Below are 17,111 nucleotides of genomic sequence, written 5' to 3' on the forward strand. Positions count from 1 at the left end.
AAAAGCGCGACTGGGGTTGCTGAGACCCCAAAAGAAAAGGCGGCCCACAGGCCGCCTTTTCTTCGTCAAACCCAAACCCGTCAGTGCGCCGCAGGCCCCTGCGGCTGCGCCTTCTCCGGTGCCGCAGCTGCCGTGGTGGCACTCATGTTCGAGTACTTGCCGCCATACGGCAGCACTTCGGCCGCCAGCTTGGCATCGCCCTTGATCAGGCCAGCCGCATCGAACAGGATGTGCGCCGTTTCGTCGAGCTGCGGATCGGCGGCCTTCTTGGCGTCCTTCTCCTGCTTCAGTTCGCTCTTGAGGCTGCGCTCGTTGGCGTTGAGGCCATCGTCCACTGCCAGGCTGTCATCGTCGTCGGCCGCATTGCCGTCGATCGCCTTGTGGCGGGCGCGGAAGTCGGCCTGGATGGCGTCCAGATCCTTGCGCTCGGTTTCGCGCTGGGCGAAGTTGAGCGAGATGGTGGTCTTGTCGCGCATCTTGCGGTACTGCGCCAGCTCGTCGAGCATCAGCTTCCAGCCCGGCGACTTCGCGGTGCGCGCGTCGTGCCGGGTCTGCAGTTGGTTCAAGTACGCCTTGAGGTCGGCCACCGGCTTGTAATCGGCCGCTGCGATCTGCGTCCACGGCAGCGCGTTGTCGTAGGTCGACTCGCCGAAGTCCTTCTCATCACCGTTCTTGGGGAACTGGATGTCCGGCGTCACGCCCTTGAGCTGGGTGGAGCCGCCATTGATGCGGAAGAATTCCTGGATGGTCATCTTCAGCTCGCCGAACTGCGGCTTCTCGCTGTTGCTGCGAGTGAAACGGTCCAGGTCCACCAGGTTCTGCACGGTGCCCTTGCCGAAGGTCGGCTGGCCGATGATCAGGCCACGGCCATAGTCCTGGATCGCCGCGGCAAAAATCTCCGAGGCCGAGGCCGAACCGCGATTGACCAGCACGGCCATCGGACCGCTCCAGGACATGCCCGGCTCGTCGTCGCCCTGCACCTGCACTTCGCCGCGTGCATCGCGCACCTGCACCACCGGACCCTGGTCGATGAACAGACCAGTGAGCTCGTTGGCTTCGGCCAGCGAACCGCCGCCGTTGTTGCGCAGATCCATCACCACGCCTTCCACGCCCTCGGCCTTGAGCTCGCCGAGCAGCTTGGCCACGTCGCGGGTGGCGCTCTTGAAATCCTTGTCGCCTTCGCGGCGCGCGCCGAAATCGGAATAGAAGCTCGGCAGGTCGATCACGCCGATCTTGCGCGTGACGCCAGCGTCCTTGATCTCGATGACCTTCTTCTTGGCGGCCTGCTCTTCGATGCTGACCTTCTGGCGCACCATGCTGACCAGCTCGTGCTTGCCGTCCACGCCCGCGTCGGCCGGGAGGATTTCCAGGCGCACGGTGGTGTCCTTCTTGCCGCGGATGCGCTTGACCACGTCATCCACGCGCCAGCCGATCACGTCGACCATCGGGCCGCTGGTGCCTTCGCCGACGGCAACCACGCGGTCGCCCACGTGCACCTTGCCCGACTTGGCGGCCGGGCCGGCCGGCACGATCTCGCGGATGGCGGTGTACTCGTCGCGCGTCTGCAGCACGGCGCCGATGCCTTCCAGCGAGAGCTTCATGGAGATGTCGAAGTTCTCCGCCGCACGGGGGCCGAGGTAATCGGTGTGCGGGTCGGTGGACTCGGCATAGGAGTTCATGAAGGACTGGAACGCGTCCTCGCCGTCGAGCTGCTTCACGCGGTCGATGTAGCCGGCGTAGCGCTTGTCCAGCGTCTTGCGGATGTCGTCATCGCTCTTGCCGGCGAGCTTCAGGCGCAGCCAATCGTTCATGGTGCGCTCGCGCCACAAGGTGTCGAGCTCGGCCTGGTCCTTGGGCCACTCGGCCTTCTTGCGATCGTAGTTGTAGCTCTCGTTGGTGGTCAGGTCGAAGCCCTGCTTGAGCAGGCTGCGCGCATAGGTCATGCGCTCGATCGCACGCGTGATGTACAGGTTGAACATCGAGAACGGACCGGCCAGGTCCTGGTTCCAGATGGCATCGTCCATCTGCGTCTTCAGCGGCGCGAACTTGGCCAGGTCGGCCTGGGTGAAGAACACCTTCTCGCCGTCGAGGCTGTCGACATACGCCTTGTAGATCTTCTGCGACATCGCATCGTCGAGCGGCTTGGCGTCGTAATGGAAGCGCGTGAGGAAGCGGGCGGAAAGCTGCGCCGCCTGCGCCTGCGTGACGGAGGGCTTGAGCGGCAGCGTGGAGAACTTGCGCGGCGCGTTGTCACCGGCGAGATCGGCAGCGGACTGCGCGTGGACACCGACGCCGGTGACGGCAAGGGCAAGCAACAGGGCAAGCGAGGGGCGCAGTTTCATAGGGTCTCGGGAAGCTCTCAGGCGTGCTCGGTGACACCTGCGGCGTGAGCCTGCAGGTCTGCGTGATAGGACGAACGCACCAGCGGACCGGAGGCGACGTGATGGAAACCCATCGCTTCGCCCGCTTCGCGCAGTTCGTTGAACTCGTCCGGCGTCCAGTAACGGACCACCGGGTGGTGATGCGGCGTGGGCTGCAGGTACTGGCCGATGGTGATCATGTCCACGTCGTGGGCGCGCAGGTCGCGCATGGTCTCGAGCACCTGCTCCATCGTCTCGCCCAGGCCCAGCATGATGCCGGACTTGGTCGGCACCTCCGGATGCTGCGCCTTGAAGCGCTTGAGCAGGTCCAGCGACCACTGGTAATCCGCGCCCGGACGCACTTCGCGATACAGGTGCGGCACGGTTTCCAGGTTGTGGTTGAACACGTCCGGCGGGAAGTCCTTCAGCACTTCCAGCGCGCGCTCCATGCGGCCCTTGCCGCGGAAGTCGGGCGTGAGGATTTCGATCTTGATGTCCGGCGCGGCATGGCGCGTGGCGCGGATGCACGCGGCGAAATGCTCGGCGCCGCCGTCGCGGAGATCATCGCGATCCACCGAAGTGATCACCACGTACTTCAGGCGCATGTCGCGGATGGTCTCGGCCAGGCGCGCCGGTTCCAGCGGATCGGGCGCAGCCGGGCGGCCATGGGCCACGTCGCAGAACGAGCAGCGGCGCGTGCACACTTCACCGAGGATCATGAAGGTGGCGGTGCCCTTGCTGAAGCACTCGTGGATGTTCGGGCACGAAGCTTCTTCGCACACCGTCACCAGCGAGTTCTCGCGCAGGCGCGACTTCAGCTGCTGCACGGCGTTGCCCTGCGGCAGGCGCACGCGGATCCAGCTCGGCTTGCGCAGCGTCGGCACATTGGTGTCGAAGCCGGCGCGGTTGAGGCCGATCTTGTCATTGCCCAACTGCTTCTCGACGCCGGTGGTGCCGACGACGCTGATGGGGATGACTTTGGAGGGGGACATTTCGCTCATGTAGGCAAGCTCAGACCGCTACGCGAGCGGGTAGTTCAGGGAGTATGGGGGGCGCCGCCTCGGCGACGAATCCGAACTGGCGGCAGAACTCCTCCACCAGGGCGTCCTCGACGTCCGACAGGCGCGACGGACCACCCAAGTCTAGCACCTGAGTGACGGCCAAACCCTTGTAGCCACAGGGATTGATGCGGTGGTACGGCTCAAGATCCATGTTCACGTTGAAGGCCAGGCCGTGAAAACTGCAGCCACGCCGCACGCGCAAGCCCAGCGCGGCCACCTTGGCCCCGGCCACGTAGACGCCCGGGGCGCCTTCCAGGCGCTCGGCGCCAATGTTCCAGTGGCCCATGGTGTCGATGATGGCCTGCTCGATCTTGTTGACCAGCTCGCGCACGCTGACCCCGGCGCGGCGCAGGTCGATCATCGGATAGCCGACGATCTGGCCGGGCCCGTGATAAGTCACCTGGCCGCCGCGATCCACGTGGATGACCGGGATATCGCCCGGCGCCAGCACGTGTTCGGTCTTGCCGGCCTGGCCGAGGGTGAACACAGGGTCGTGTTCCAGCAGCCACAGCTCGTCCGGGGTATCAGGCCCCCGGTTGTTGGTGAATTGGCTCATCGCCTCCCAGGTCGCCTCGTAGGGCTGGCGACCGAGACGACGAACTTTGAGCGGCAGGGACATGGGGAATGGCCTGGGGACGGAGGTCATTATCTGCGGTCGTGAGACCACCCTTGCAAGGGCTGGAAGTCACTGGAAACCGGGCGGGCGCAGTGGCCCGCCAGGCTTGGGCGTCTCGACGCCGTCGTTACAGCGTGTACCGGATATCCGGGTCAGCCCGCAGCGAGGCATGTGCCTCGTCGTACTGCTCGCGCGACTCGGCGCGGAAGCTCACCGTCACCGAGATGAAGTTGCCTTCGCGCGAGTGGCGGTGCTTGACCGTCTCATGCAGCACGTGCACGCCGATGCCTTCGAGGATCTGCGGCACGCGGGCCTGCAGATCCGCACTGGCGTTGCCCATGGCGGTGATCTCGAATTCGCCGGGGAACTGGAAGCCCTGGCCCTCTTGGGCCTCGATGGAGTCGATATCACGCATCAGTGCCACCTCCCTCACTTCTTCTCGTCAGGCTTCTTGTCGCTATGGAACCACAGCATGATGCTGTCCCACAGGCGGCCGAAGAAGCCGGCCTGCGGCGCATCGGCCAGCGCCACCAGCGGCACGTTCTGCACCGGCTGGCCATCCAGCGTGACGCGCAGCGTGCCGACCTGCTGGCCCTTGGTGAACGGTGCCACCAGCGTTGCTGGCACGTCCAGCGTAGCCTGCAGCTTGTCGTAGTCGCCGCGCTTGACGGTGACCAGCACGTTGTCGGCCACGCCCAGCGGCAGCTGGTTGGACTGACCCTTCCACAGACGCGGCATGGCCAGCGGCTTGCCGCCGTCATACAGCTTGTGCGTCTCATAGAAACGGAAACCGTAGCTCAGCAGCGCCATGGCGGCATCGGCACGGGACTTCTCGTTGGTCGAGCCCATCACGATGGCGATCATGCGCGAATCGCCCTGCTTGGCCGAGGCGGCCAGGCAGAAGCCCGCGGCAGCCGTGTGGCCGGTCTTGATGCCATCGACGGTGGGATCGCGCCACAGCAGCAGGTTGCGGTTGTGCTGCTTGATGCCGTTCCACTCGAAGTCCTTGATCGCCGAGATCGCATAGTCCTCGGGGAAATCGTGGATCAGCGCGCGCGACAGAATCGCGATGTCGCGTGCCGTGGAGTAGTGGTTGGCGATCGGATAACCCGACGCGTTCTGGAAATTGGTGTTGGTCATGCCCAGCTGCTTGGCATAACCGTTCATGAGGCCGGTGAAGGCCTGCTCCGAACCGGCGGTGTGTTCGGCCAGCGCAATGGCGGCGTCGTTGCCGGACTGGATGATCAGGCCGTACAGCAGGTCCTTCAGCGGCACCTGGCTGTTGAGCTTGAGGAAGCTGGTGGAACCGTCGGTGCCCGCACCGCCGCCGCGCCACGCGTTCTCGCTGATGGTGACCGGGTCGTTCATGTGGATCTTGCCGTTGGCCACCTCGGCCGATACCACGTAGTCGGTCATGATCTTGGTGATCGAGGCCGGCTCGACACGCGTGTCGGGTTCTTTCGAAGCGAGCACCTGGCCGGTGGCGTAATCCATCAGCACCCAGCTCTTGCCGTCCACATCCGGCGGCGGCGGCACCGGGGCCTCGGGCGTCACCGGACGCGGCACCGGAACGGGCTTGGGCGGGGTCTGCTGGGCAACGGCCGTGCCGACGACAAGGGCGGCCACGGCAAGCGAGGAGAGGGTACGGCGGATCAGGTTCATCGTTCGATTCGGTCCAATGGCTATCGCGGCGCGTGGGGCGCCGCAAGAATTTCAATACATCAGTCTACCGCGACCTGCGGCCGGGGCAGCCCCATGCCTTCGATTCGCGTGGTCACATCGTCGGCCTGGTCGACGCTGGCAAGAGGGCCGACCCGCACGCGCCGGATATTGCGACCGTTGATTTGCGCATCCACCACCTGTACCGGCGCAAAATTCGCCGATCGCAGCTGCTGCGCGACACGCTCGGCGTTGACCGTGTCGGAGAATGCGCCCACCTGCAGATAAATTCCTGGCCCCGGGCTGGCAGGTTTGGGCGGCGGCGGTGGCGGCGGCAGGGTCTGGGCGGTCAGCGGCTGCGAGGGATCGATCGCGCGTACTTCCACCAGCCCCGTGCCCTTGGGCCACACGCCGATGCGCACGGCGGCGGCATAGGACAGGTCGATCACGCGGTTCTCGTGGAACGGACCGCGATCGTTGATGCGCACGATCACGCTCTTGCCGTTTTCCAGGTTGGTCACGCGCGCATAGCTGGGGATCGGCAGCGTCTTGTGCGCGGCGCTGAACTGGTACATGTCGTAGTCCTCGAGAGACGACGTCTTGTACCCGTGGAACTTGTTGCCGTAGAACGAGGCGATGCCGCGCTCCACATAGCCATTGGGCGAGGCGAGCACGTTGTAGCTCTGGCCAAGCACGGTGTACGGCGACTTGTTGCCATACAGCGCGCGGGGCTCCACTTTCGGCACCGGCTCGGGCAGCTTGGCGATCACTTCCGGCGGCGGGCCTTCGGGCACGCTGTCGGTGTCGTCGCGATAGCGGCTGCTCTGCGGGCGGCTGGTGTCGTCATTGACGCCACCGCGCGACGACGAGGACGAGCCGCTGCTACCCGAGGAATAAGGCCCACGCGACGATCCGCTGGGGTGACTCGAGGAGGGACGGGTCTTGCCGCCACTGCAACCGGCCAGCAGCGCCATCAACAGAAGAGGCAGCGCGAGCCGCCAGGTCATTGCGTGGCATCCATCCCGTTGTTCCCCTGGCCGTTGGCCCCTTGGGCAATCGCCTGCGCCAGCTGATGCACCGCCAGCGCGTAGAGCGGACTGCGGTTGTAGGTGGTGATCACGTAGAAATTCTGGAAGGTGTACCAGTACTCCATGCCATCCGCGCCCTGCAGCGACTGCAGGCTGGTGGGCTGCCCGGGATTGAGCGACTGCACGGGCGCGTAGCCCCACGCTTCGAGCTGCTCGAGCGGCCATTGCGGTTTGGAGTCCTTGACGGTGATGGGCTTGGCGGCGCTGTCGGCCCGGGCAGGCGCGGCCACCAGGCCGCCGGTCTGCCAGCCGTGCTTGGCGAAGTAGTTGGCGACGCTGGCGAAGATGTCAGGCAGCGAGTTCTTCAGGTCGATGCGGCCGTCGCCATCGGCGTCCACGCCGAAGTCGCGGATGCTCTCGGGCATGAACTGCCCCCAGCCCTGCGCACCCGCGTACGAACCGGTGAGCGTGTCGACGGGGCCGGCCAGATGGTTCTCCGGCAATTCCAGCAGCACCTTCAGCTGCTGGCGGAAATACGTGGCTCGCGGCGGGTAATACAAGCCCAGCGTCACCAGCGCATCGAGCACCTTGTACTTGCCGGTGATGCGGCCGTAGGAGGTCTCCACGCCGACGATCGCCACGATGTACTCGGGCGGCACGCCGTACTGCTTGCCGATGCTGTCCAGCAAGGCGCGATGCTCGCGATAAAACGCGATGCCATCGTTGATGCGCTGGGGCGTCATGAAGATCGGCCGGTAATCCTTCCACGGCTTGGCCTCGGCCGGACGGCTGATCGCATCGAGGATGCTCTGCTGCTTCTTCGCGCCATCCAGCAAGGCGTTGAGCGAGGCGCTGCTCTTGCCCGTATCGCGGGCCACTTCGCTGACCAGCTGTTCCTGACCGGGATGGGTTTGGGCGAAGACCGGGCTGCATGCCGCGGCGAACAACAGGCCCAGCGTGGCGATAAGGCGACGAGTCGGGAGCGACGCGGGAATCGAGGGCATGAATGACTTCGCTGTCGAAAACGGCTACGGCGCAAGCCTAGCATGCACGCCGGGGAAAACAGGCGTTTTCGCGACAACCCTGTGCGCGACGGGATGTGCCGTTACCTGTGAATCTTCCGATTCGCATAAATCGACATCAGCACGCCAAAGCCCGTCAACAGCGATACCGCCGACGTACCACCGTAACTGATCAGCGGCATCGGCACGCCCACCACCGGCAACATGCCGGCCACCATGCCGCCGTTGACGAATACATACACGAAGAAGCTCATGCCGATCGCACCGGCCAGCAGCCGCGAATAGGTATCGCGCGCTTCCATCGCGATCCACAGGCAGCGGCCGATGATGAAGGCATACAGCAGCATCACGCCGATCACGCCGGCCAGGCCGAATTCTTCGGAGAACACGGCGAAGATGAAGTCGGTGGTGTGTTCGGGCAGGAAGTCCAGGCGCGACTGCGTGCCATGCTGCCAGCCCTTGCCGACCAGGCCGCCCGAGCCCACCGCAATCTGCGACTGGATGATGTGCCAGCCGTTGCCCAGCGGATCGGACTCGGGATCGAGCAGCGTGCGCACGCGATTGCGCTGGTATTCGTGCAGGAAATGCCAGGCCACCGGAATCATGCCGCCGACCACGGCCAGCAGGCTGCCGATCTTCCACCAGCGCATGCCCGACAGGAACAGCGCGAATGCGCCGGCCGCCGAGACCAGCAAGGCCGTGCCGAGATCCGGCTGTTCCGCGATCAGGCCGGCCGGTATCGCGATCAGGATGCCGACCACCAGGATGTCCTTCCAGCTCGGCGGCAGCTGCCGCGGATGCAGGTACCAGGCCACCATCATCGGCATGGTGAGCTTGAGCAGTTCCGACGGCTGGAACGACATGATGCCCAGGTTCAACCAGCGCTTGGATCCGCTGCGCACCTCGCCGATACCGGCGACCACCAGCAGCAGGAACACGCTGCCGGCGAACAGCCATGGTGTCCAGGTGCGCAAGGTCTGCGGCGGGATGCGCGAGATCAGCATCACCAGCACACCGCCCATCACGAAGCGCGCCGCCTGTCCGCCGATCATCGCCATATTGCCGCCGCTGGCGCTGTACAGCGTGACCAGGCCCACGCCGGCCAGCGTGATCAGGCCCAGGGCGAGCGGGATGTCCATGCGTGGACGCTTCAGCACGCGGCGCACGAGGTTGACGAGGCGTACCTGCAATTCGTCGATCACGGGTTGCCTCCGTCGTCAGGTGTCGCCGAGCTGGAACTGTCGGCGGGCACCGCAGGCATCACCGACATATCGGCCGGCGACAGCACCGGCGTGTCCTCGGGTACCTCAGGCGCGCTCGACGACGGCGCCGGGCCGCCTTCAGGCGTGGTCCTGGGCGGCACCGGACCGCCGGTCGAGGCGAGCCAGGCTTCCATCACCTTGCGCACGATGGGGCCGGCGTCCGAAGCGCCCCAGGCGCCCGATTCCAGCATGGCCACGACGGCGATGCGCGGTGCTTCGACTGGCGTGTAAGCGATGAACCAAGCACGGTGGCGCGTGGCGAGATACGCCAGATTCTTGTTGGTGTCGTATTCATTGCTGCGGCGAGAGAAGCGCTCCGCGGTACCGCTCTTGCCCGCCACCACATAGGGGAATCCTGTGAACTGGCCCTTGGCGGTGCCGCCGGTGATCACCGCCTCCATGCCCTGGTTCACAACATCCCAGTCGTGTGGCTTTTGGATCAGCGAGGGACCGGTCGGTGGGTTTGGCAAGGGCACCGGATGCTCCTTCACCGCAGACGTCGCCATCACCAGGCGCGGCGCGTAGGGCGTGCCGTGGCCGGCAAAGGTCGCCGTGGCATGCGCCAGCTGCAGCGCCGTGACGTTCCAGTAACCCTGACCGATACCCGCAATGATGGTTTCGCCCTGAAACCAGGGGAATTTGCTGCGCGTAGCCTTCCATTCGCGCGACGGCAAAATACCTTCCGATTCACCCAGCAGGTCGATGCCGGTCTTCTTGCCGAAGCCAAGACTACCCATCCAGCTCGCCAGGCGATCGATGCCCATGTCCAGAGCAAGTCGATAGAAATACGTGTTGGTCGATTTCTCGATGGCGCGCACCATATTCACCGTGCCATCGCCACCACGCGTGTCATCGCGATAGCAACGCTGCTGGCCCGGTATGCAGAACTCACCCGTCGACAACACCGTGTCTTCCGGACGACGAACACCCAGCTCAAGGCCACCCAGTGCCAGGAACGGCTTCACCGTGGAACCCGGCGGATACGCGCTCTTGAGCGCACGGTTGAGCAACGGCTTGTCTTCCGCATTCATGTAGCCGGTGTAATCGGCCTTGCTGATGCCGTTGACGAACAGGTTCGGGTCATAGCTCGGCACGCTGACCATCGCCAGCACCTGGCCATTGCGCGGATCGATCGCCACCGACGAGCCCGGTCGACCCTGGAAGGCGTCATTGGCGGCCTTCTGCACACGTATATCGATGCTGAGGTAAAGATTCTTGCCCGGCGTGGGTGCGTGGGTCTCCAGCACACGCTGCACGCGGCCGTCGGCGTTCACTTCGACCAGCTCGTAACCGGGTTCGCCGTGCAGCATGTCCTCATACGAACGCTCCAGGCCGCTGCGACCCACATGGCTGGTGCCCTTGTAGCGATCCGGATCGAGCCGGTTCATGTCATCAGCGTCGATGCGGCTCACATAGCCCACCACATGGGCGAACAACGGACCGTACGGATAACGACGGGTCAGGTAGGGCACCACGTCCAGCCCCGGGAAACGCCAGCGATTGATGGCGAAACGGGCAATGTCGTCTTCCGTGAGATGCAGTTTCAACGGCACGCTGTCGAAGCGGCGATTCTGCTTGAGCTGCTTCTTGAACGCATCGATGTCGCCATCGTCCAGCGGTATGACTTCGCGCACGGCGGCCAGCATGGCCGGCAGATCTTTCACCTGCTCGGGCACCACTTCCAGGCGGAACGCGGGCACGTTGTCGGCCAGCAGCACGCCGGAGCGATCGAAGATCAGGCCACGCGCCGGCGGAATCGCGCGCGGCTTCACGCGGTTGTTTTCCGAGCGCAGGGCAAATTCGTCGTGGCGCTGCACCTGCAGGTACTGGTAGCGCGCCACCAGCGTGCCCAGGCCGATCAGGATCAGCGCAAAGCCGACCATCGCGCGCACGCGGAACAGCGCGGCTTCGCCACGCGTGTCCTTGATGGAGCGTCGCCGTATGGCCATGGCGCTACTGGATGCGCAGGCGCATGCGCAGGTCGTCCATGAGCAGGAACAGGAACGGCCACAAGGCTGCGCCGACGAACGGCGAAATCCACCACGTCATCGGCGGCAGCGCGTCACCTGCAAACGTGCGCACGATCAGCAGCAGGATGCGGTCGTTCAGCAGCAAGGCCAGCACGGCCAGGGTCTGCTGCCACATCGGGAAGAAACGCAGGCGCGAACGGAAGCGCAACGCAATGAACACCAGCGCGCACAAGCGCATGGCCTGCTCGCCCAGCAGCACGCCATCGAGCAGGTCCGCGCATAGGCCAATGATGAAGGCCATGCCCAGCGTCACCCGGTCACCCGATTCCAGCGCCCAATACAGCAGGAACAGCGCCGGCCAATACGGCTTGAACGGCTGCAACGGCGCCGGCAGCGGAATCAGCATGGAGAGTACGGCGAACACCAGGGTGCCCACGAACCACAGCAGACTGACGCGTGGTTTGCTCATGGCAGCACCGGCGTGTTCGTCGTTGAAGGCGAGGCCGGCGTCACGCTGGCGCGCGGGGGCGCCGCCACGCTGGCAGCGGATGCAGGAGCCGGCGCGAGATCAGCGGGCGGGCCAGCCTCCGCCGCGGGCGGCGGCGGACCGGCAGGCTCGGCGAGGTCGTGCAGGATCAAAACGTTGTCGCTGCGATCCAGATCCGCAGACGGGCGCGCACGGCCTTCCAGGAACAGGCCCGATGCCGCCGGTTCCACGCTGCGGATTTCGCCCACCGGGAAACCAGGCGGGAAGCGGCCACCCAGGCCCGACGAGAGCAGCTTGTCGCCCGGATGCACGTCCGACGCCATGGAAATATTCGGCAGGCTCAGCAGGTCGCCATCGCGCGTGCCATAGGCCACGGTACGCAGGCCGGTGCGCTCGATCACCACGGGAATGGCGCTATCGGGATCGGTCACCAGCATCACCAGCGAGGTACGCGGCATCACTTCCACCACCTGCCCCATCACGCCGTGAGCGTCGATCACCACCTGGCCCGGCTTCACGTCGTCATGCGAGCCCACGTTGACCAGCATGCGGTGGCGGTAGGCGCCCAGGTCCACGTTAATCACGCGGGCCAGCTGCACGTTGAGGTCAAGGCTGTGCTGGGTATCGAGCAATTGCTTGAGGCGCTCGTTCTGCTCGGCCACGGCCGCCATGCGGTTGAGCTTGGCGTTGGCCAGCAGCAGGTCTTCGCGCAGTCGCTGGTTCTGCTCGGTCAGCATCTTGCGATCGGAAAACGCCACGCTGAGCGTATGCATGCCCGACGCCGGCAGGCTGGCCAGCCGGTACACAGGCTCGACCAGCACGGACGTGGCATAGCGCAGGCGCCAGATCCAGCCGTTGCGATGGTCGAGCACCATCAGCACCATGGCCAGCGCTAAATAAAGAATGAGCCTGAGGGTACCGGCGACGGTACCGGCAAACAGGGGCGAGGATTCCTCGCGCGCAAGCGCCATGGCTTAACCCGCCCCTGTCGTATGGGTTACTCGGGAGCGAAGAAGTCGCTGCCGTGCTGATCGATCAGCTCCAGCGCCTTGCCACCGCCACGGGCCACGCAGGTCAGCGGCTCGTCGGCCACCTGCACATGCAGGCCGGTTTCCTCGGAGATCAGGCGATCCAGGTCGCGCAGCAGTGCGCCACCGCCGGTGAGCACGATGCCGCGCTCGGCGACGTCGGAGCACAGCTCCGGCGGGGTCTGCTCGAGGGCCGACTTCACCGCCGCCACGATGCCCGACAGCGGCTCGTGCAGCGCTTCCAGCACCTCGTTGGAGTTGATGGTGAACATGCGCGGCACGCCCTCGGCCAGGTTACGGCCCGAGATCTCGATTTCCTTCACATGCGTCTGCGGGAAGGCGCAGCCGATCTCCAGCTTGATGCGCTCGGCCGTGGACTCACCGATCAGGGTGCCGTGGTTGCGGCGCACGTAGTTGATGATGGCCTCGTCGAAACGGTCGCCGCCCACGCGCACGGACTGCGAGTAGACGATGCCGTTGAGCGAGATCACCGCCACTTCGGAGGTACCGCCACCGATATCCAGCACCATCGAGCCGCGCGCCTCGTGCACCGGAATACCGGCGCCGATCGCAGCGGCCATGGGCTCTTCGATCAGGAACACGTCGCGGGCACCGGCGCCTTCGGCCGATTCCTTGATCGCGCGGCGCTCCACCTGGGTGGAGCCGCAGGGCACGCAGACCAGCACGCGCGGGCTCGGCCGCAGCATGCGCGACTTGTGCACCTGCTTGATGAAGTGCTGCAGCATGGCCTCGGTCATCGAGAAGTTGGCGATCACGCCATCCTTCATCGGACGCACCGTGGCGATGTTGCCAGGGGTTCGACCCAGCATCTTCTTGGCGTCGCTGCCGACGGCGGCGACCGCGCGCGGACCACCCGGGCCACGGTCCTGACGGATCGCGACCACCGATGGTTCGTTCAGGACGATGCCCTGTCCCCTTACGTAAATAAGGGTGTTGGCCGTACCGAGGTCGATCGAAATATCGTTGGAGAAAAAGCCGCGAAACTTCTTGAACATGGGTCCGCCGTAGTCCGGCTGTGGCTAAAAAGTAAGCGCGCCAGTCTAGTCAGCATGCACCAGGACCGCAAGGACATTCTCGTTAAGAAAGCCTTTGTTTACGCTGTGATATGCGACTTTTACGTAGCTTTTGTCTGACTTTGCGGAGGCGGTCTCGAAGGAAATCGCTCACGGGAGCATCGCCGTTGAGTCCAGTTCCCGGTATGATCGGGAACTTTGGGCCAGGCAGGCGCAAGCGCCGCCCGGACTGCCACTTCATCTGCCAGGGATCATCCTCGCATCATGTCAGCCGTCATTTGTGGATCGCTTGCCTACGACACCATCATGGTGTTCCAGGATCAGTTCAAGAATCACATCCTGCCCGACCAGGTGCACATCCTGAACGTGTCGTTCCTGGTGCCGCGGATGCGCCGCGAATTCGGCGGCTGCGCGGGCAATATCGCCTACAACCTCAAGCTGCTGGGCGCCGACCCGCTGCCGGTGGCCACGGTGGGCCAGGATTTCGGTCCGTACCAGGTCCATATGGAAAAGTGCGGCATCCGCATGGACTACGTGCGTGTGTTCGACGACCAGTTCACCCCGCAGTGCTTCATCACCACCGACCTGGACAACAACCAGATCACCGCCTTCCACCCCGGCGCCATGCTGAGCGCGCACACCAACCATGTGCGCGACATCCCGGAGATCAGCTTCGCCATCGTGGCCCCGGACAGCCGCGACGCCATGCTGCAGCACGTGGATGAATTCTCCGCGCGCGGCGTGCCGTTCATCTTCGACCCGGGCCAGGCCATGCCGCTGTTCGATGGCGCCGAGTTCCGCGCGATGATCGAGAAGGCCACCTATGTGATCGTCAACGATTACGAGTCGCAGCTGCTGCAGCAGCGTACCGGTTGGAGCGCCCAGGAGATCGCCTCGCGCGTGAAGGCCTATATCGTCACGCTCGGTCCGCGCGGTTCGCAGATCTACACCGACGGCACCATCCACGAGATTCCGCCGGCGCGCGAACGCCAGGTGGTCGATCCGACCGGCTGTGGCGACGCTTATCGCGCCGGCCTGATCTTCGGCATCATGAAGGGCAAGGACTGGCCGACCGTGGGCCGCATGGCCTCGCTGATGGGCGCGCTGAAGGTGGAGCATCCGGGCACGCAGAACCAGCGCTTTGACTATGCGCAGTTCTCCAAGGAATTCGAAGAACAGTTCGGTTACGCGATCGGCTGATCGTTCTTCGTTCCGGCAGAAGACAACAGCGAGGCCTCCACCACGGAGGCCTCGTCTGTTTTCAGCTCACGCGAAAGCCCATGGTGGCGTTCACCGCCTCCAGCCATCCGCGATAGAGGCTATCCCGTTCGGGTTCGCGCATCTGCGGTTCGAAGCGGCGATCCACCTGCCACAAGCTGGCGATCTCTTCGCAGCTCTGCCAGAAACCGGTGGCCAATCCGGCCAGATAGGCCGCGCCAAGTGCGGTGGTTTCCTGCACGCGCGGGCGCAGCACGGGAACGCCGAGCATGTCGCTCTGGAACTGGGCCATGAAATCGTTCGCGATGGCGCCGCCGTCGGCACGCAGTTCCTTCAGCAGGATGCCCGCATCCGCTTCCATCGCCGTGAGCACATCGCGCGACTGGTAAGCCATCGATTCCAGCGCCGCGCGCACAAAGTGTTCCTTGCTGGTGCCGCGGCTCAAGCCGAATACCGCTCCGCGCACGTCGCTGCGCCAATACGGCGCGCCGAGACCCACAAAGGCCGGCACCATGTACACGCCGTCGCTCGACACTACACGCTCGGCATAGGCCTGGGAGTCGGCGGCCTTGCCCAGCATGCGCAGGCCGTCGCGCAGCCACTGGATCACCGAGCCGGCCACGAAGATGCTGCCTTCCAGCGCATAGTCCACCCGATCGCCGAGCTGCCAGGCGATCGTGGTGAGCAGGCCATGCGTCGAAGACACCGCCTGTGCGCCCGTATTCATCAGCATGAAGCAGCCGGTGCCATAGGTATTCTTGGCCATGCCGGGGCTGAAGCAGGCTTGCCCGAACAGCGCCGCCTGCTGGTCGCCCGCGACACCGGCGATCGGCACGCTCGCACCGAAGAACTGCGCGGGCGCCGTGTGGGCATAGACCTCGCTGCTTGACCGCACCTCGGGCAACATCGCCCGCGGGATATTGAGCATGGCGAGCAGATCGTCGTCCCAGCAGCGACGGTGGATGTCATACAGCAGCGTGCGAGCGGCGTTGCTCACGTCGGTGACATGCGTGGTGCCGCCGCTCAGATGCCAGATCAGCCAGCTGTCGATGGTGCCAAACAGCAGCTCGCCCTTCTCCGCACGCTGCTGCGCACCTTCGACGTGATCGAGGATCCAGCGCAGTTTGGTTGCCGAAAAATAGGCATCGATCAGCAGACCGGTGCGCTCGCGTACGAGCGCTTCGTGCCCGGCCTGTTTCAGCTGCTCGCAGATATCCAGACTCTGGCGAGACTGCCAGACAATGGCGTTATAAATCGGCTGGCCGGTCGCCCGATCCCACACCACGGTGGTTTCGCGCTGATTGGTGATGCCGATCGCTGCGATCTCGCCGAGATCCACCTGGGTGTTGGCGAGCAGCTCGGTCACGGTGACCAGCACGCTGGTGAGGATCTCGCGCGGGTTGTGTTCGACCCAGCCCGGCTGCGGAAAGATCTGGGCGAACTCGCGTTGCGCGACGCCGACGACCGAGCCCGAATGATCGAATAGGATCGCCCGCGAGCTCGTCGTTCCCTGATCGAGGGCAAGGATGTAGCGCTGTTCCACGTCTGCCGGCCCCGGCTGCGCTTGGCTGATGCGACTAGCGTAGCAGTTCGATCCTGGCCGCCGTCAGTGTGCGGCGGCCTTGTCGCTCGGCTGCATGATGCGATCGATGAAGGCCAGAGCCAGCGCCGACACCACAAACGCCAGGTGCAGCAGCACCTGCCACTTGATGGTCTCGGCGCTGAGGGTATCGGCCTTGATGAAGGTCGCGAGCAGATGGATCGAGGAGATACCGATGATGGCCATCGCCAACTTCACTTTCAGCACCGTGGCATTCACGTGCGAAAGCCATTCCGGCTGATCCGGATGGCCTTCAAGCTTCAGCCGCGAGACGAAGGTCTCGTAGCCGCCGACGATCACCATCACCAGCAGGTTGGAAATCATCACCACGTCGATCAGGCCGAGCACGGTGAGCATGATGGTGGTCTCGGCGCTTTCCGCAGCGGCACCTTCGGCAACGTGGCCGAGCAGCGTGGCATCGATCAGGTGCCACAGTTCGCGCACGAACTGCACCACGTAGATCGCCTGAGCGGCGATCAAGCCCAGGTACAGCGGCAACTGCAGCCAGCGGGAAGAGAAGATCAGATAGGAAAGCGGACCAAGGCGGCTCTTCTGCGGAGTCGTCATACGCGTCACATGATGGGTAGGGGATGTCCGATCATCGCAAATTCCTGCGACAGGCAGCATCCCATTTCGCGCACTCATTCAGGCGCAGGCAAGATGCTCGGCGCGGCGTCCACGACGGCCGCGCATTGCGCGAAGGCTCGTGCGCAGGAAAGCATTTAGACGTCCATTTGCCTTGCGGATATTTTCAAACCGCACAAAG

The 17,111-nt window shown here is 64.7% G+C and carries 15 protein-coding genes; 1 reads left to right on the forward strand and 14 read right to left on the reverse strand.

What is annotated here, in order from left to right; translation table 11 throughout:
* Positions 1–80 precede the first annotated feature (80 nt).
* The 12 genes from Y882_RS07930 to Y882_RS07985 all read right to left on the reverse strand — a co-directional run bounded on the left by Y882_RS07930 (position 81) and on the right by Y882_RS07985 (position 13,509).
* Positions 81–2,342, reverse strand: coding sequence for a carboxy terminal-processing peptidase (locus Y882_RS07930; RefSeq protein WP_046971359.1), 2,262 nt, complete (start codon positions 2,340–2,342; stop codon positions 81–83).
* A gap of 17 nt (positions 2,343–2,359) precedes the next feature.
* Positions 2,360–3,361 carry a lipoyl synthase gene (gene lipA, locus Y882_RS07935; protein ID WP_046971360.1) on the reverse strand — a complete coding sequence of 334 codons (1,002 nt, stop codon included), beginning with the start codon at positions 3,359–3,361 and terminating at the stop codon, positions 2,360–2,362.
* A 10-nt stretch (positions 3,362–3,371) separates the two neighbouring features.
* Entirely contained in the window at positions 3,372–4,040 is a 669-nt protein-coding gene (gene lipB, locus Y882_RS07940) for a lipoyl(octanoyl) transferase LipB (protein ID WP_156171363.1), read from the reverse strand.
* A gap of 124 nt (positions 4,041–4,164) precedes the next feature.
* On the reverse strand, positions 4,165–4,452 hold the full coding sequence (locus Y882_RS07945) for a YbeD family protein (RefSeq protein ID WP_046971362.1): 288 nt from the start codon (positions 4,450–4,452) through the stop codon (positions 4,165–4,167).
* Positions 4,453–4,466: 14 nt separating this feature from the next.
* The gene (locus Y882_RS07950) at positions 4,467–5,699 is read right to left on the reverse strand and encodes a D-alanyl-D-alanine carboxypeptidase family protein (protein WP_046971363.1); all 1,233 of its coding nucleotides are present in this window, start codon (positions 5,697–5,699) and stop codon (positions 4,467–4,469) included.
* Between the two features lie 59 nt (positions 5,700–5,758).
* A complete protein-coding gene (locus Y882_RS07955; RefSeq protein WP_046971364.1) occupies positions 5,759–6,703 on the reverse strand; it encodes a septal ring lytic transglycosylase RlpA family protein in 945 nt (314 codons plus the stop codon).
* Positions 6,700–7,728: a lytic murein transglycosylase B gene (mltB, locus tag Y882_RS07960; protein WP_046971365.1), complete on the reverse strand. Its 1,029-nt coding sequence runs from the start codon at positions 7,726–7,728 to the stop codon at positions 6,700–6,702. The genes Y882_RS07955 and mltB overlap by 4 nt, the downstream gene beginning before the upstream one ends.
* 101 nt (positions 7,729–7,829) lie before the next feature.
* The gene (rodA, locus tag Y882_RS07965) at positions 7,830–8,948 is read right to left on the reverse strand and encodes a rod shape-determining protein RodA (protein WP_046971366.1); all 1,119 of its coding nucleotides are present in this window, start codon (positions 8,946–8,948) and stop codon (positions 7,830–7,832) included.
* Positions 8,945–10,957 (reverse strand): penicillin-binding protein 2, encoded by a 2,013-nt coding sequence (gene mrdA / locus Y882_RS07970; RefSeq protein WP_046971367.1) that lies wholly within the window; start codon positions 10,955–10,957, stop codon positions 8,945–8,947. Before mrdA ends, rodA begins: the two co-directional genes overlap by 4 nt.
* 4 nt (positions 10,958–10,961) lie before the next feature.
* Positions 10,962–11,447 (reverse strand): rod shape-determining protein MreD, encoded by a 486-nt coding sequence (gene mreD, locus Y882_RS07975; protein WP_046971368.1) that lies wholly within the window; start codon positions 11,445–11,447, stop codon positions 10,962–10,964.
* Positions 11,444–12,436: a rod shape-determining protein MreC gene (mreC, locus tag Y882_RS07980; protein ID WP_046971369.1), complete on the reverse strand. Its 993-nt coding sequence runs from the start codon at positions 12,434–12,436 to the stop codon at positions 11,444–11,446. Before mreC ends, mreD begins: the two co-directional genes overlap by 4 nt.
* A 26-nt stretch (positions 12,437–12,462) precedes the next feature.
* The gene (locus Y882_RS07985) at positions 12,463–13,509 is read right to left on the reverse strand and encodes a rod shape-determining protein (RefSeq protein ID WP_046971370.1); all 1,047 of its coding nucleotides are present in this window, start codon (positions 13,507–13,509) and stop codon (positions 12,463–12,465) included.
* 282 nt (positions 13,510–13,791) lie between these two features.
* Here Y882_RS07985 and Y882_RS07990 point away from each other — a divergent pair, with 282 nt between their 5' ends.
* Positions 13,792–14,727, forward strand: a complete 936-nt coding sequence (locus Y882_RS07990) for a carbohydrate kinase family protein (protein WP_046971371.1) — start codon at positions 13,792–13,794, stop codon at positions 14,725–14,727.
* 61 nt (positions 14,728–14,788) lie between these two features.
* On the opposite strand, the gene glpK is transcribed toward Y882_RS07990, so the two are convergent.
* Positions 14,789–16,288 carry a glycerol kinase GlpK gene (gene glpK / locus Y882_RS07995; RefSeq protein ID WP_046971372.1) on the reverse strand — a complete coding sequence of 500 codons (1,500 nt, stop codon included), beginning with the start codon at positions 16,286–16,288 and terminating at the stop codon, positions 14,789–14,791.
* A gap of 63 nt (positions 16,289–16,351) precedes the next feature.
* Positions 16,352–16,912, reverse strand: coding sequence for a TIGR00645 family protein (locus Y882_RS08000; RefSeq protein WP_046971373.1), 561 nt, complete (start codon positions 16,910–16,912; stop codon positions 16,352–16,354).
* Between the last annotated feature and the right edge of the window lie 199 nt (positions 16,913–17,111).

It is taken from the genome of Dyella japonica DSM 16301, from assembly GCF_001010355.1.
GTDB classification, from domain to species: Bacteria; Pseudomonadota; Gammaproteobacteria; order Xanthomonadales; family Rhodanobacteraceae; genus Dyella; species Dyella japonica.

Bases quoted from the DNA above. Each gene is read 5' to 3' on its own strand.
- Y882_RS07930 (WP_046971359.1), bottom strand. From the start codon at position 2,342: ATGAAACTGCGCCCCTCGCTTGCCCTGTTGCTTGCCCTTGCCGTCACC.
- lipA (WP_046971360.1), bottom strand. From the start codon at position 3,361: ATGAGCGAAATGTCCCCCTCCAAAGTCATCCCCATCAGCGTCGTCGGC.
- lipB (WP_156171363.1), bottom strand. From the start codon at position 4,040: ATGTCCCTGCCGCTCAAAGTTCGTCGTCTCGGTCGCCAGCCCTACGAG.
- Y882_RS07945 (WP_046971362.1), bottom strand. From the start codon at position 4,452: ATGCGTGATATCGACTCCATCGAGGCCCAAGAGGGCCAGGGCTTCCAG.
- Y882_RS07950 (WP_046971363.1), bottom strand. From the start codon at position 5,699: ATGAACCTGATCCGCCGTACCCTCTCCTCGCTTGCCGTGGCCGCCCTT.
- Y882_RS07955 (WP_046971364.1), bottom strand. From the start codon at position 6,703: ATGACCTGGCGGCTCGCGCTGCCTCTTCTGTTGATGGCGCTGCTGGCC.
- mltB (WP_046971365.1), bottom strand. From the start codon at position 7,728: ATGCCCTCGATTCCCGCGTCGCTCCCGACTCGTCGCCTTATCGCCACG.
- mrdA (WP_046971367.1), bottom strand. From the start codon at position 10,957: ATGGCCATACGGCGACGCTCCATCAAGGACACGCGTGGCGAAGCCGCG.
- mreD (WP_046971368.1), bottom strand. From the start codon at position 11,447: ATGAGCAAACCACGCGTCAGTCTGCTGTGGTTCGTGGGCACCCTGGTG.
- mreC (WP_046971369.1), bottom strand. From the start codon at position 12,436: ATGGCGCTTGCGCGCGAGGAATCCTCGCCCCTGTTTGCCGGTACCGTC.
- Y882_RS07985 (WP_046971370.1), bottom strand. From the start codon at position 13,509: ATGTTCAAGAAGTTTCGCGGCTTTTTCTCCAACGATATTTCGATCGAC.
- Y882_RS07990 (WP_046971371.1), top strand. From the start codon at position 13,792: ATGTCAGCCGTCATTTGTGGATCGCTTGCCTACGACACCATCATGGTG.
- Y882_RS08000 (WP_046971373.1), bottom strand. From the start codon at position 16,912: ATGACGACTCCGCAGAAGAGCCGCCTTGGTCCGCTTTCCTATCTGATC.